We start from the raw sequence: 14,576 nt of genomic DNA, 5'->3' as shown, positions 1-14,576 counted from the left end.
TCTGTTAGGTCTCGATGTGTCTATACACATAAAAGGAGAGAACGATAGATGAAATTAAGAGAACCGATGCCGGAACTGAATGGCGCAACAGAGTGGCTGAATGGCGAATTATCTAAAAGTGATTTGATCGGTGAAAAGCCGACACTTCTTCATTTTTGGTCTGTCAGCTGCTATCTTTGCAAAGAAGCAATGCCGAGCGTGAACAAATTCCGTGATGATTATGCGGATAAATTAAACGTTGTGGCTGTTCATATGCCTCGTTCTGAAGAAGATTTGGATCTTGAACAAATCAAGTCTGTTGCGGCAGAGCATGGGATTACACAGCCGATTTTTGTGGACAGCGAACATAAATTAACAGAAGCGTTTGAAAATCAATATGTGCCTGCTTATTATGTATTTGATAAGGATGGCCAGCTTCGTCACTTCCAGGCGGGTGGAAGCGGCATGAAAATGCTTGAAAAACGTGTAAACCGCGTACTGGATGAAACAGAAAAAGCGGAATAAATAGAAAAAGCCGGCAGATGCCGGCTTTTTCTTCACAAATGTTTGTGAAATTTGTCACAAAATATTCATGAAGCATTCGTAGTAAAGTTCATCTATTCGGTTTACAATACGAGTAACGTGATAATATCACTTTAACTGAATGAACAGGGAGGGTGTACACATGGAACTGGATAGCGTCATGCTCAGCAGGATGCTGACGACAATGACATTAATGTTTCATATCATTTTTGCCACGATCGGGGTCGGTGTACCGATCATGATTGCCATCGCTGAATTTATCGGCATAAAGAAAAATGATCCTTATTATTTGCTTCTGGCGAGACGCTGGGCGCGCGGGTTCACCATTACCGTCGCAGTCGGTGTTGTAACGGGGACGGCCATTGGGCTGCAGCTGTCATTATTATGGCCAAGTTTTATGGAAGTGGCTGGACAGGTGATTGCCCTGCCGTTATTTATGGAAACATTCGCCTTTTTCTTTGAAGCGATCTTCCTCGGCATTTATTTGTATACATGGGACCGTTTTAAAGGAAAATGGACGCATTGGCTTTTAACGATCCCGGTTATGATCGGATCATCCGCCTCTGCTTTGTTTATTACGACCGTAAATGCGTTTATGAATACACCGCAAGGATTTGATTTAAAAAACGGCGAGATGATCAATATTGAACCGATCGCAGCGATGTTTAATCCAGCCACGCCGTCGAAGGTCATGCATGTTGTGATGACGTCTTATATGACCTCTGCCGCCATTTTAGCGGCGATCGCTGCGTTTGCCATTTTAAAAGGCCGGAAAGGGGCTTATGAGCGTAAGGCACTCCGTTTAACGGTTACTTGTACACTGATTTTTTCGATCATTGTATCTGTGACAGGAGATGTATCCGCGAAATTTCTGGCTGAAGTTCAGCCGGAAAAATTGGCTGCGGCTGAATGGCATTTTGAAACAGAAAAAGAAGCAGACCTTATCTTCTTTGGTACTTTGAATGAAAATGGCGAAATTGAAAACGAAATACGGATACCGAAATTTTTAAGTTTTCTCGCAGGAAATTCTTTTGATACAGAGGTCATTGGCCTGGAAGAGTTTCCTGAGGATGAGCGGCCGCCTCTTTGGATACATTATATGTTTGATATAATGGTTTCCATTGGAATGTTCGTATTGGCAGTATCCGCATTATATGTGATAGCTGGAAGAGTGAAGAAATGGAACGAATTAAATAAGCCGCTTCTTTGGGCTATTGTTGCCTCAGGACCGCTTTCCATGGTTGCCATTGAAGCAGGCTGGATATTAGCTGAAGTGGGGCGTCAGCCGTGGATTTTGCGGGGCTATTTAAAAGTGGCAGAAGCAGCAACGACAAGTAATAGTGTCGGTCTCACATTTGTCATGTTTGCGCTCCTTTATCTTGTGCTGGGCGTGATGACGGTGGTTGTCTTGATTAAGATGTTTAAAAATTCACCGGCGGAAGCAGAGCTTGAAAAACGCTTTCCAAATCGGGGATAAGGAAGGGAGATAATTATGAACCTGGAACTTCTCGGAATTACGGTTCTTTGGACGTTTTTATACGGATACTTAATTGTGGCGTCCATTGATTTCGGTGCCGGTTTTTTCGCTTACTATGCGAGGCTGAAGAAAAAAGACCATATCATCAATGATCTTATTTCCCGCTATTTATCACCTGTTTGGGAAGTAACGAATGTCTTCTTCGTGTTCTTTTTTGTCGGCATTGTCGGCTTTTTTCCGGCTACCGCTTATTATTATGGTACGGCGCTCCTCATACCGGGGAGTGTGGCGATTATTCTCATTGCGATCCGCGGTTCATTTTACGCCTTTAACAATTACGGATCGCGTGACAGCACCTTTTACTTGTTTTTATACGGTGCGACGGGTCTTTTAATTCCGGCTTCGTTATCAACGGCATTGACGATTTCGGAAGGCGGCTTCCTGTCCGTTACAGATGTTGAAGTCACGTTTCTCGCAAAAGAATTATTTACGAGCCCGTTTTCGTGGAGTGTCGTCTTTCTGTCGATCGTGTCGGTCTTGTTTATCAGTGCGACCTTTTTAACGTATTATGCGGACAGAGCGGATGACAGACAGGCGAGAAGGACTTTGCGGCAGTTTGCCCTGTTTTGGACAACGCCGACCATTGTCGCCAGCCTGCTTGTCTTTATGTCGCTGCAAATGCACAACCCTGTTCACTATGATAAAGCCGTCACCGAGTACTGGTGGATGTTTGGATTGTCACTTCTCTGCTTTTCGGTCGCTTCCTGGTTTATTTATATAGGGAAGCGATATGGAACAGCCTTTATCATGGTCATGCTGCAGTTTTTCTTTGCTTTTTTCGGCTATGGGGCATCCCACTTGCCGTACATTTTGTATCCATACATCACATTGCACGAAAATGTGACGAATGAAGCAATGGCAACGGCCCTTGTGACCGTGTTTATTCTCGGGCTGCTTCTCTTAATTCCTTCACTGATTCTGTTAATGAAACTGTTTCTTTTCGATGCGGATTATGTGAAAGGCAAAAAGAAATAAGAGAATTTTTAATATGTTCATGATAAACTGTCATAGCAAGCACCATTTTTTAGCTTTGACAGCGGAGGAATGATTATGAAAAAAGAATTTGTCGTCATTGGACTTGGCCGATTTGGGGGCAGTATTTGCAGAGAATTGAGCGAGCAGGGGATGGAAGTGATGGCGATCGATATAGATGAAGACCGCGTGAATGAATTCGCGTCGATTGCTTCCCATGCTGTTGTGGCCGATACGACAGACGAATCGGTATTGAAAAGCCTTGGAATCCGGAACTTTGACCATGTGATTGTGGCAATCGGTGATGACATTCAATCGAGCATTTTAACCACACTGATGTTAAAAGAAGTTGGTGTGAAAAAAGTGACGGCCAAGGCCCAAAATGATTATCATGAAAAAGTATTAATTAAAATTGGGGCCGATCAGGTTGTTCATCCGGAACGCGACATGGGCCGCCGTATTGCAAACAATATTGTTTCCAATAACGTACTGGATTATTTGGAGCTTTCGGATGAACATTCAATTGTGGAGATTGTAGCCAATGAGTCCCTTGCCGGCAATACACTGATTGATCTTGATATTCGTGCCCGCTATGGGATTAATATTGTGGCGATTAAGCGGGGAAAGGAAATTCTTGTTTCGCCGCAGGCTGCTGAACCGATCCTTTTAAAAGACATATTAATCGTTATTGGAGCCGATAAAGATATCGACCGCTTTGAAAAAAAGATGAATGATTAAGAGCCCTGCCATCAGAGCAGGGTTCTTTCATTCTGTTGAAAAATGATGTTGTCAACCGAAGCCTTTCTTAAAATCAAAACGTTTATTGACATTTTAGGTTTACAACGATCCACTGCAACTGACAAAGACATTAGCGAAAGAGTGAAATTTACACAAGTCCATTCAGAAAACGAGATGCGGCAGCGCTTAGCCGAAGAAAAGAATACGCGGCATTCACGGGGCTGCGCTTTCCAAGGGGCAGGCGCCTTTGTGGGGAGGAAGAACAGCCACTGTCTAATCAATTTGGTTTCTTTTCTACTTAAACAAACGATAAGCTGCTGCTTAATTGATGATCGTTGCTTTTCAATCCCACTTGGTGAAGCCTGCCGGACGGAGACTTCCGTGGGACGAGCGGACAGGCTGAAACGGACAGCGCGCAGCGGTGGCTGGTTCAGCGTTCGCCCCACAGAAAAGCGCAGTCCGGCGGGCTTCACCTATCGGCTCCTGTTCAAAAAAGACTGATCTTCCATTCAGCACTGATCATGTTCGAGTGAAAATCCCACTTGAAAAATGAATTTCTTCTTGACTCTTTTGTTTTTCAACACTCTGTTAAGAATCCTGTCTTAAGCGCAGGGTTCTTTTTGGCGTGATTAAAGCGAAACGAAGAACGGAGGCGTGCCTGCTGAACGCTGCCCGCTGAAATTTGCTGTCGCGTCGGGGGGCCCCGTTATCATGAAAAAATAAATAGATTTCGCCGTTTTCAATTTCATAGCCGGTCAGCACGACCCAGTGATACACATATAACGGTTTTTTGAAAAAGCGAAAGGTGAGGTATTTGTCAAACTTTGCCGCCACCGGATGGACGCTGTCCAGCTCATCTATCACTTCATGAATACGGTTTGAGGATTTGACGCTCCAATCCGGCCCAAGAATACGGCGCAGCCGGCGCACGAGCATAAAACGGAACAGACCGATTGGTGTGGTACCCAGCTTTTTGTACAAATCATTGGCATGGAGAGGATAAGCATTTTTAAACCAATAATTCATAATGACAGAAATAGTGACGGGCCCGCAGGCGGAAGCGCGGTATCGTTTTTTTATGTCGTCTGAATATTGTGACTGGCCACTCACTGAAATCACAGCTCTTCCTCCAATCATACAAAAGAGCTTTCCTGATAAAGGAAAGCTCTTTTGTTAAGTTATACTTCCATAATGATCGGTAAAATCATCGGACGTCGTTTCGTTCTTTCATAAAGAAACGGCGAAAGGGTATCGGTAATTTCGTTTTTAATATCGGACCATTGCGTGGTGTTGCTGTTTAACAGCTGTTTAATGTGACGGTTCAGCATAGACTGCGCTTCATAAATTAAGTCGCCTGACTCACGCATGTAAACGAAACCGCGTGAAATAATGTCAGGTCCGGCTTCAATCTTGCTTGTTTCCTTATTAATGCTGACAACGACGATTACGAGACCTTCTTCAGATAAAATTCGGCGGTCGCGTAAAACAATGTTGCCGATGTCACCGATGCCGCTTCCGTCAATATATACAGATCCGGACTGAATACGGCCGGCAACATAGGCTTCATCTTTGGACAAGGCAAGGACATCGCCGTTATCCATTATAAAGCAGTTTTCTTCCGGTACACCGCAGTCAATGGCGTGCTGGCAATGTGTTTTTTGCATCCGGTATTCACCGTGGATCGGCATGAAAAACTTCGGTTTAATTAAGCGAAGCATCAGCTTTTGCTCTTCCTGGCTGCCGTGGCCGGATGTATGAATGTCATTTAACGGACCGTGAATGACGTCAGCACCTGCCCGTGACAACGCATTGATAATCCGGTTCACGCTTACTGTGTTTCCTGGAATAGGCGATGATGAAAAGACAACGGTGTCGTTCGGCTGAATTTGAATTTGGCGGTGAGAGCCGTTGGCAATCCGTGAAAGAGCGGCCATCGGTTCACCCTGGCTGCCTGTACAAAGGATGGTTACTTTATTGGCAGGCAGTTTATTCAGCTGGTGTGTATCGACAAATGTATCTTTGGGGCATCGAATATAGCCGAGCTGCTGGCCGATGGTAATAGCGGACTCCATGCTTCGTCCGAATACGCCGACTTTCCGGCCTTCCTCCACCGCCGCTTCGACAACTTGCTGAAGGCGGTGAATGTTGGAAGCGAATGTTGCGAAAATAATGCGGCCTTCCACTTTCCGGAAGACGTTGCGGATGCTTTCACCGACTTTGCGTTCTGACATGGTGAAATTAGGCACTTCGCTGTTTGTGCTGTCAGATAGAAGGCACAGTACGCCTTCTTTGCCGATTTCAGCCATCTTTGTCAAGTTCGCAGGTTCTCCGACCGGTGTGAAATCAAATTTAAAGTCACCTGTATGAACGATGCTGCCTTGAGGTGTCTTGACAACAACACCATACGAATCAGGAATGCTGTGTGTTGTCCGGAAAAAAGAAACAGATGTTTTCCGGAACTTAATCACATCGTCTTCCGCAATTTCATGAAGGCGGGCGCGGCGTAAAAGTCCGTGTTCGTCGAGCTTGTTGCGCAGCAGTCCAAGTGCAAGTTTGCCTCCGTATACGGGTACGTTCACAACCCTCAGTAAATAGGGGATGCCGCCGATGTGATCTTCATGTCCATGTGTGATGAAAAGACCTTTAATTTTATCCGCATTTTTTTCAAGGTAAGAATAATCGGGAATAACATAGTCAATTCCGAGTAATTCATCTTCCGGAAACTTTATTCCGGCATCAATTAAGATGATTTCGTCCTGAAATTGGACAGCGTACGTATTTTTGCCGATTTCACCCAAACCGCCGAGGGCGAAAACAGCTGTTTGATCATTTTTTACAAATTTCATGTCTTACAGCTGCTCCACTTTAAAGTCCGGCGACTGTTTTTCATATTCGAGGTGAGACTCGTTTACGAGTTGAACGAATTCGATATTGTAAGGGCGGCTTTTTAATGCGTATCGAACAGCGCGTTCTGATTCCGCTTCTGCGTATAACGTTTTCGTTTTTTCGCGAACGGGTACTTCTGAACGATCTTCTTGATAGTACACTTTGTAAATCATGAATTTCTCTCCTTTTTCCGAAATGATATATACAAACCGCATATGAGCGGTTCTTCTCGGTGTTTTTGAATTGTTTTTATTATATAGAAAGAAAGATGTTTTGGCACGAAATGAACATCTTTTTTGTCTCTTACATAAAGACAGCCCTTCATGTAGGAAGGGCTTAACCATTCAGTGTTATGCAATTGATTTTCTTCTAAGCAGGTCTTTCCACTGTTTTACAAGCTTTTTTTTCAGCTTTTTTAACATTGTGGATCACTCCTTAAAATCATTTTATCATATGGGTGTCTTTATGAAAAGAAAAATGGCTACATGTATGATGCGCCGTTTCAACAAAATTCATACACGTTATCGTTCAATTGGCTGCGCATTTTCTTCAATGCGGAACGGATCTTTTTTATCGATGTAGTCATAAAACATAATCCCGTTTAAATGGTCAATTTCATGCTGAATGCAAATAGCAGGGAGTCCTTTTAGACGAAATTTTACATCTTCCCCTTCCAAAGTCGTTCCTTTAACAGTCACCCGTGCGTAACGGTGTACGTATCCAGGTACGTCCCGATCAACGGAAAGGCAGCCTTCCCCGCTCGTTAAAAAGGCTTTTTCCACCGAGTGGCTGACAATCTTCGGATTAAATAGCGCATAGCTGATTTGTTTGCCCTTTTCATCTTGTACATGAACAGCAATCATTCGCTTTGAAACACCGATTTGCGGGGCCGCAAGACCGATACCGGGGCGCAATCCATATTTTTCGGCAATGTCCGGATTCTGGCTGTTTTGTACATATTCCATTAAAGAAGCAAGGATGGCTTTATCTTCAGCTGAAGCGGGAAGGGGCACGTCGTTCGCTTTTTCGCGTAAAACGGGTGCACCTTCACGCACAATATCGTTCATTTTGATCATCGTTCTACCTTCCTTTTTTGCAATTGGTGTAATTATCTTACCAAAAAGTGCGCAAAATGTTAATGGAGCAAATCATGTGTTTCAGAGAGAGGATAACGGGAAAAGGGAGAAAGGCAGGTCGAAATATGTAATGTATAACAGAATGTAAAAACGCTTTCTTTTTATATTACAGATTAAAAAAAATACTAATACAGCTGTTATTTTTGAGGGGAAATGAAAGGGTTTGAAACGATAATTATTTTAAATTGACGGATTAAACGTGATGTTATACACTATTAACCGAAGCTTTATATTGTATTAGTGACTTTGTGAAAATAACTGGTACAGGGAATTATAAATGATAAAACAGCCGTGTAACCAATTAATGAAAGGATAGGTGACGATCATGAGTGCAAAGAAAACTGCTCAATTCGATCCGCAAAAAACACTCGAATCAATTGAAAACCAATTTGAAATGGTTCAAGTATTAAACGAAGAAGGAAAAATCGTAAATGAAGAGGCTGCGCCGAAGTTGTCGGATGAAGAGCTTCAAGAATTAATGACACGTATGGTATACACACGCGTTCTTGACCAGCGCTCTATTTCGCTGAACCGCCAAGGCCGTCTTGGTTTCTATGCGCCGACAGCCGGTCAGGAAGCGTCTCAAATCGCCTCTCACTATGCGCTTGAAAAAGAAGACTGGATTCTGCCCGGCTACCGTGACGTGCCGCAAATTGTATGGCATGGACTTCCATTATGGCAAGCCTTTTTATTCTCACGCGGACATTATGTCGGCAACCAGGCACCAGAAGGCGTGAATGTATTGTCACCTCAGATTATTATCGGTGCGCAATATGTACAAAATGCCGGTGTTGCTCTTGGACTCAAAAAACGCGGCAAAAAAGCAGTAGCTGTTACCTATACAGGTGACGGCGGTTCATCACAAGGTGATTTCTATGAAGGGATCAACTTTGCGGGTGCATTTAACGCGCCGGCTATTTTCATTGTACAAAACAACCAGTTTGCGATTTCTACGCCGCGCGAAAAGCAGACAGCAGCGAAAACAATTGCACAAAAAGGGATTGCAGCAGGTCTTCCTTCAGTTCTCGTTGACGGCATGGATCCGCTTGCTGTGTATGCAGTGGTAAAAGAAGCCCGCGAACGAGCGATTAACGGCGGCGGTCCGACATTGATCGAAACATTGTGTTACCGTTATGGTCCGCATACAATGGCCGGCGATGATCCAACACGTTACCGTACATCTGATCTTGATACAGAGTGGGAGAAAAAAGATCCGCTCGTCCGCTTCCGTAAATACCTTGAAGAAAAAGGTTTATGGAATGAAGAAAAAGAAACGGAAGTCATTGAACGCGCGAAAGAAGAAATTAAAGACGCGATCAAAAAAGCAGATGATACACCAAAACAAAAAGTAACGGATTTGATGGCAAACATGTACGAAGAAATGCCGGCTAATCTGAAAGAACAATATGAAATTTACACTGCAAAGGAGTCGAAGTAAGCCATGGCACAAATGACAATGATTCAAGCGATTACGGATGCCTTGCGCGTAGAACTTAAAAATGACGAAAACGTCCTTGTCTTCGGTGAAGATGTCGGCGTTAACGGCGGGGTGTTCCGTGCGACGGAAGGCCTTCAAAAAGAATTTGGAGAAGAGCGCGTTTTTGACACGCCGCTTGCGGAATCAGGAATCGGCGGTCTAGCTGTCGGTCTTGCTCTTGAAGGGTTCCGTCCGGTACCGGAAATTCAATTTTTTGGTTTCGTTTATGAAGTAATGGATTCTGTGAGCGGCCAGCTTGCACGTATGCGCTACCGCTCTGGCGGCGTTTACTCGGCTCCTGTAACCATCCGTTCCCCATTTGGCGGCGGCGTTCATACGCCGGAACTTCATGCGGACAGCTTAGAAGGCTTGATGGCACAACAGCCGGGTTTAAAGGTTGTCATTCCTTCATCTCCATACGATGCTAAAGGTCTTTTAATTTCTGCAATCCGCGATAACGATCCAGTTATTTTCTTGGAACATATGAAATTATACCGTTCTTTCCGTGAAGAGGTTCCTGAAGAAGAATACACCATTCCACTTGGCAAAGCAGCGGTTAAGCGTGAAGGAACAGATCTTTCTATTATCACATACGGCGCGATGGTTCACGAATCATTGAAAGCAGCAGAAACGCTTGAAAAAGAAGGATACTCTGCTGAAGTGATTGATTTGCGTACCGTTCAGCCGCTGGATATTGAAACCATTATTGCTTCTGTTGAAAAAACAGGACGTGCAATTGTTGTTCAGGAGGCACAAAAGCAAGCGGGTATCGCGGCCAATGTTGTCGCTGAAATTAATGACCGCGCGATCTTAAGCTTAGAAGCACCAGTCCTTCGCGTAGCAGCCCCTGACACGGTTTTCCCATTCTCTCAGGCAGAGGGCGTATGGCTTCCAAACCATAAAGATATTGTAGAAACAGCGAAAAAAGTACTTGAATTTTAATGAATAGATCACATTAGAAAAGGGTCCCCCGGGCTGCAGCGCCGGGCCCCTTTTCCAAATTTACATCATAGGAGGATGAATACATTGGCATTTGAATTTAAACTACCGGATATCGGCGAGGGAATTCATGAAGGCGAAATCGTCAAGTGGTTCGTAAAGCCGGGTGATAAAGTGCAGGAAGATGATGTACTTTGCGAAGTACAAAATGATAAAGCAGTGGTGGAAATTCCATCGCCGGTTGCCGGAACGGTTGAAGAAATTCTCGTGGAAGAAGGCGCAACAGCAATCGTTGGCGATACATTAATCAAATTTGATGCTCCAGGATATGAAGACTTAAAATTCAAAGGCGACGATCATGGAGATGAAGGCGCGGCGAAAACAGAGGAACAAGTGCAGGCAACAGCTGAAGCTGGTCAAAATGTTGAAAAAGCACCTGTTGAAGAAACAAAACAAGAAACTCCTGCAGCATCTACCGGCGCTGGCAGCCAGCCACAGGTTGAAGTGGATCCGGACCGCCGTATTATTGCGATGCCGTCTGTCCGCAAATATGCGCGTGAAAAAGATGTTAACATCGCTCTGGTAGCGGGAAGCGGAAAAAATGGCCGAATTGTCAAAGAAGACATTGATGCTTTCTTGAATGGTTCTCAAGCACAAGCTCCATCTGCACCAGCACCTGAAGCCCAGCAGGAAGCACCGGCAGCTCAGGAAGAATCAAAACCTGCAGCAGCTGTTCAAATTCCGGAAGGTGAATTCCCGGAAACACGCGAAAAAATGAGCGGTATCCGTAAAGCGATTGCCAAAGCAATGGTTAATTCAAAACAAACGGCACCGCACGTTACATTAATGGACGAAATCGAAGTAACAAAGTTGTGGGCACACCGCAAAAAATTCAAAGAAGTGGCAGCGGAAAAAGGCGTAAAGTTAACATTCCTTCCATACGTTGTCAAAGCTTTGACAAGCGCGCTTCGTGAATACCCTGCTTTGAATACGTCAATCGATGATGCGACGAGCGAGATTGTTCATAAGCATTACTACAATATCGGTATTGCAGCCGATACGGAAAAAGGATTGATGGTTCCGGTTGTGAAAAATGCAGACCGAAAATCCATGTTCACGATTTCAAACGAAATTAATGAACTTGCGGTGAAAGCGCGTGACGGTAAACTGGCACCGGCAGAAATGAAAGGTGCATCATGCACAATTACCAATATCGGATCAGCTGGCGGCCAATGGTTTACACCGGTCATCAATCATCCGGAAGTAGCGATCTTAGGAATCGGACGAATTTCTGAGAAAGCGATTGTAAAAAATGGTGAAATTATAGCCGCACCTGTGTTAGCATTATCATTGAGCTTTGATCATCGCATGATTGATGGAGCGACAGCACAAAATGCACTAAACCACATTAAACGGTTGTTGAACGACCCAGAACTTTTACTAATGGAGGCGTAACAAATGGTAGTAGGAGATTTCCCGATTGAAACAGACACTATAGTCATCGGTTCAGGTCCCGGCGGATACGTTGCCGCAATTCGTGCAGCACAGCTTGGACAAAAAGTGACCATCGTTGAGAAAGAAAACCTTGGAGGCGTCTGCTTGAATGTAGGATGTATTCCTTCAAAGGCCCTTTTAACAGCAGGCCACCGCTTCGAGCAGGCGAAACATTCTGATGATATCGGCATTATCGCTGAAAACGTGACAGTGAATTTTGAAAAAGTACAGCAATGGAAAGGCGGCGTTGTTAAGAAATTAACAGGCGGCGTTGAAGGATTGCTGAAAGGAAATAAAGTGGAAATTGTACGCGGTGAAGCCTATTTCAATGATGCGAATACACTACGCGTTATGAGCGAAGATTCTGCGCAGACGTACACATTCAAAAATGCGATCATTGCGACAGGATCACGTCCGATTGAAATTCCAAACTTCAAATTTTCCAAACGTGTTCTCGATTCAACGGGTGCTCTTGCACTTCAGGAAGTTCCGAAAAAGCTGGTTGTTATTGGCGGCGGATATATTGGAACAGAATTGTCAACAGCATTTGCAAACTTTGGTTCTGAAGTAACAATCCTTGAAGGCGCTCCTGAAATTCTTGGCGGTTTTGAAAAGCAAATGTCCGCCCTTGTTAAGCGCGGTTTGAAGAAAAAAGGCGTAACGATCGTGACAAAAGCGATGGCTAAGTCTTCGGAAGAAACAGAAAATGGGGTAAAAGTAACGTACGAAGCCGGCGGAAAAGAAGAAACAATTGAAGCGGATTACGTGCTTGTTACAGTAGGCCGCCGTCCGAATACGGATGAAATGGGTCTTGAAGGCGCCGGTGTTAAAATGACAGACCGCGGTGTCATCGAAGTGGATAAACAATGCCGTACAAGCGTTGATAACATTTTCGCAATCGGTGATATTGTTGCGGGACCGCCATTAGCCCATAAAGCATCTTACGAAGGCAAAATTGCGGCTGAAGCAATCAGCGGTGAAAAATCAGAAGTCGATTACCTGGCTATTCCAGCTGTCTGCTTCACAGAACCGGAACTGGCAACAGTCGGCTATACAGAAGCACAGGCAAAAGAAGAAAAGCTAGACGTGACAGCAGCGAAATTCCCATTTGCAGCGAACGGACGCGCTCTTGCGCTTAACAGTTCAGATGGATTCGTTAAAATCGTTTCACGCAAAGAAGATGGACTTGTCATCGGTGCTCAAATTGCCGGTGCAGGCGCATCAGATATGGTAGCTGAGCTTGGCCTTGCAATTGAAGCGGGTATGACACTTGAAGATATTGCGATGACAATTCATGCGCATCCAACGCTTGGAGAAATGGCGATGGAAGCAGCGGAAGTGGCTCTCGGAACACCGATTCACATTGTAAAATAATGAATAAATAATAAGAAACCCCCGATTTCCTTTATAAAGGAAATCGGGGGTTTTTTGTCCCGTTTTCAAATATGTTATACAATTTATGCTTGCAATCTGAAATGTGTTATATTATTATAAATTAAAGAAACATAAATCGCTTTCAAAACAAAAAATGGGAGGTAATAAAAAATGGGAACAATCGTCTGCAAATCTTGCCAATCAACAATCGAGCACTTTGAGGAGGAAAAGGTGACAGTTCTTTACTCTCATTGTGGATGCGATCAGAAAACAGAAATTGATGACTAACATACAAAAAGGGGCTGTCTCAAAAGCCTCTTAAATGAAGAAAATCCGGCGGGTTCTTGAAAAGGACCCGCCGGATTTTTTCGTTTGCCGCCGTTTTGCCCCTGAAACTGGCGGTTCACCTGCGCCTGTTTCAGGAAATTGTGGGCCATGGCGGTGATGCCGAATTCGATGTGCACCTTGTCCAGCCCCCTGAGGCTGAATCGGCGCTACGACCGATTGCCCTTGATATGACCGAACACGCTTTCTGGTTCGATCTTGCGTCGAGCATAGACAGCGGCTCCTTCGTCAGACCAAAGGCTTCGTCTTGCTTTTCCTTTCATTTCTTCGTACACCGTATTCACATGTACCTGCCGGTTCCCTTTTGCCTTGGTGCACTGGGGCTTCATCGGGCATTCTGTGCAGTCTTCGCATTCGTAAATCTTAAAGTCGCGCACCTGCCCATTTTGATCCGTGCGCCGGGAGTAACGCTTAAAGACGACCTTGCGGTTGTTTGCACAGATATAGAAATGGTCCTCGGCGCGATACGCCCAGTTCTGGACATGGCGGATATTCTTTTTAAAGGAGCGGGTCTGCTCCTTGTTCAGCACATTATAGGGAATGAGCGCTTCCGGCTGTTCTTCGAGCTCGTGCACGTAGACATAGTTGGACTCGCTTCCATACCCGCTGTCCGCCGTAATCCGTTTTGGAAATGGAAGAGATGTTGCGTGCAATTTTTCAAGATGCGGAATAAAGCAGGCGGTATCCCCCGGACGCTGGTGGATCGTGTAGAAAAGGATGAACGGGTTTTCTGTTGCCATCTGCACATTGTATCCCGGCTTGAGCTGCCCATTTTTCATATGGTCTTCCTTCATCCGCATGAACGTCGCATCATGATCGGTTTTGGAAAAGCTGTTTCGCTCCCCAAAAGTCTCCCGATAAGCTTCATACCTGGCCTGGCGGGGGAGATAGTCCGTTTCCACGTGCTTGTGCAGTTGGCGGATCAGGCGGAAGCGCTGCTTCTTTTCGTTTTTTCGTTCCGGGTCCTGTTCCTGCCCAGCCTGCTTTTCCGCTTCCTTCATATGAGCCTCAATCTCAAGGGCTGCGATGGACAGGTCTTCAGAAGAAATTGTACGGGCTGAAGAATCCGAATCCAACAGGATCTGGTGATCCAGTTCAATCTGTTCTTCAATGATCCGGAATGTCTCCTGGATTCTTTCCTGAAGCTGGCTTTCGT

Annotated in this window: 16 protein-coding genes; 9 read left to right on the top strand and 7 right to left on the bottom strand. The window is 44.8% G+C overall.

Translation table 11 applies throughout. The features are described from left to right. Positions 1–48: 48 nt before the first annotated feature. The 4 genes from BTO30_RS09850 to BTO30_RS09835 all read left to right on the top strand — a co-directional run bounded on the left by BTO30_RS09850 (position 49) and on the right by BTO30_RS09835 (position 3,769). On the top strand, positions 49–504 hold the full coding sequence (locus BTO30_RS09850; RefSeq protein ID WP_075398557.1) for a TlpA family protein disulfide reductase: 456 nt from the start codon (positions 49–51) through the stop codon (positions 502–504). A 160-nt stretch (positions 505–664) separates the two neighbouring features. Beyond that, the gene (locus BTO30_RS09845; RefSeq protein ID WP_075398556.1) at positions 665–1,999 is read left to right on the top strand and encodes a cytochrome ubiquinol oxidase subunit I; all 1,335 of its coding nucleotides are present in this window, start codon (positions 665–667) and stop codon (positions 1,997–1,999) included. 15 nt (positions 2,000–2,014) lie between these two features. Further along, complete coding sequence (locus tag BTO30_RS09840) at positions 2,015–3,034, top strand: cytochrome d ubiquinol oxidase subunit II (protein WP_075398555.1); 1,020 nt, start codon at positions 2,015–2,017, stop codon at positions 3,032–3,034. 75 nt (positions 3,035–3,109) lie between these two features. Further along, complete coding sequence (locus BTO30_RS09835; RefSeq protein ID WP_075398554.1) at positions 3,110–3,769, top strand: potassium channel family protein; 660 nt, start codon at positions 3,110–3,112, stop codon at positions 3,767–3,769. 11 nt (positions 3,770–3,780) lie between these two features. Here BTO30_RS09835 and BTO30_RS17015 read toward each other — a convergent pair whose 3' ends face one another. The 5 genes from BTO30_RS17015 to def all read right to left on the bottom strand — a co-directional run bounded on the left by BTO30_RS17015 (position 3,781) and on the right by def (position 7,731). Continuing rightward, positions 3,781–4,242, bottom strand: a complete 462-nt coding sequence (locus BTO30_RS17015; protein ID WP_143331940.1) for a hypothetical protein — start codon at positions 4,240–4,242, stop codon at positions 3,781–3,783. Positions 4,243–4,357: 115 nt separating this feature from the next. Further along, the gene (locus BTO30_RS09825) at positions 4,358–4,888 is read right to left on the bottom strand and encodes a C39 family peptidase (RefSeq protein ID WP_158023583.1); all 531 of its coding nucleotides are present in this window, start codon (positions 4,886–4,888) and stop codon (positions 4,358–4,360) included. A gap of 59 nt (positions 4,889–4,947) precedes the next feature. After that, on the bottom strand, positions 4,948–6,615 hold the full coding sequence (gene rnjA, locus BTO30_RS09820) for a ribonuclease J1 (RefSeq protein WP_075398551.1): 1,668 nt from the start codon (positions 6,613–6,615) through the stop codon (positions 4,948–4,950). 3 nt (positions 6,616–6,618) lie between these two features. Further along, positions 6,619–6,828: a DNA-dependent RNA polymerase subunit epsilon gene (locus tag BTO30_RS09815; RefSeq protein WP_075398604.1), complete on the bottom strand. Its 210-nt coding sequence runs from the start codon at positions 6,826–6,828 to the stop codon at positions 6,619–6,621. Between the two features lie 348 nt (positions 6,829–7,176). Then, a complete protein-coding gene (def, locus tag BTO30_RS09810; protein ID WP_075398550.1) occupies positions 7,177–7,731 on the bottom strand; it encodes a peptide deformylase in 555 nt (184 codons plus the stop codon). 385 nt (positions 7,732–8,116) lie between these two features. Here def and pdhA point away from each other — a divergent pair, with 385 nt between their 5' ends. The 5 genes from pdhA to BTO30_RS09785 all read left to right on the top strand — a co-directional run bounded on the left by pdhA (position 8,117) and on the right by BTO30_RS09785 (position 13,363). After that, positions 8,117–9,229, top strand: coding sequence for a pyruvate dehydrogenase (acetyl-transferring) E1 component subunit alpha (gene pdhA, locus BTO30_RS09805; RefSeq protein ID WP_075398549.1), 1,113 nt, complete (start codon positions 8,117–8,119; stop codon positions 9,227–9,229). A gap of 3 nt (positions 9,230–9,232) precedes the next feature. Further along, entirely contained in the window at positions 9,233–10,210 is a 978-nt protein-coding gene (locus BTO30_RS09800; protein WP_075398548.1) for an alpha-ketoacid dehydrogenase subunit beta, read from the top strand. An 84-nt stretch (positions 10,211–10,294) separates the two neighbouring features. After that, positions 10,295–11,662: a dihydrolipoamide acetyltransferase family protein gene (locus BTO30_RS09795; protein ID WP_075398547.1), complete on the top strand. Its 1,368-nt coding sequence runs from the start codon at positions 10,295–10,297 to the stop codon at positions 11,660–11,662. A 3-nt stretch (positions 11,663–11,665) separates the two neighbouring features. Next, the gene (lpdA, locus tag BTO30_RS09790; protein WP_075398546.1) at positions 11,666–13,075 is read left to right on the top strand and encodes a dihydrolipoyl dehydrogenase; all 1,410 of its coding nucleotides are present in this window, start codon (positions 11,666–11,668) and stop codon (positions 13,073–13,075) included. Positions 13,076–13,246: 171 nt separating this feature from the next. After that, a complete protein-coding gene (locus tag BTO30_RS09785; protein ID WP_075398545.1) occupies positions 13,247–13,363 on the top strand; it encodes a GapA-binding peptide SR1P in 117 nt (38 codons plus the stop codon). Here BTO30_RS09785 and BTO30_RS09780 read toward each other — a convergent pair. Beyond that, a complete protein-coding gene (locus tag BTO30_RS09780; protein ID WP_075398544.1) occupies positions 13,360–13,539 on the bottom strand; it encodes a hypothetical protein in 180 nt (59 codons plus the stop codon). The two genes, BTO30_RS09785 and BTO30_RS09780, sit on opposite strands and share 4 nt — an antisense overlap. A gap of 30 nt (positions 13,540–13,569) precedes the next feature. Next, the coding region (locus BTO30_RS09775; RefSeq protein WP_143331939.1) for a transposase at positions 13,570–14,576 on the bottom strand (1,007 nt) is incomplete at its 5' end.

The sequence above is a fragment of the Domibacillus antri genome (assembly GCF_001936625.1).
Classification (GTDB): Bacteria; Bacillota; Bacilli; order Bacillales; family Domibacillaceae; genus Domibacillus; species Domibacillus antri.
The sequence above is the reverse complement of the archived record's forward strand: the minus strand, read 5'-3'. Positions and strand labels throughout refer to the sequence as shown.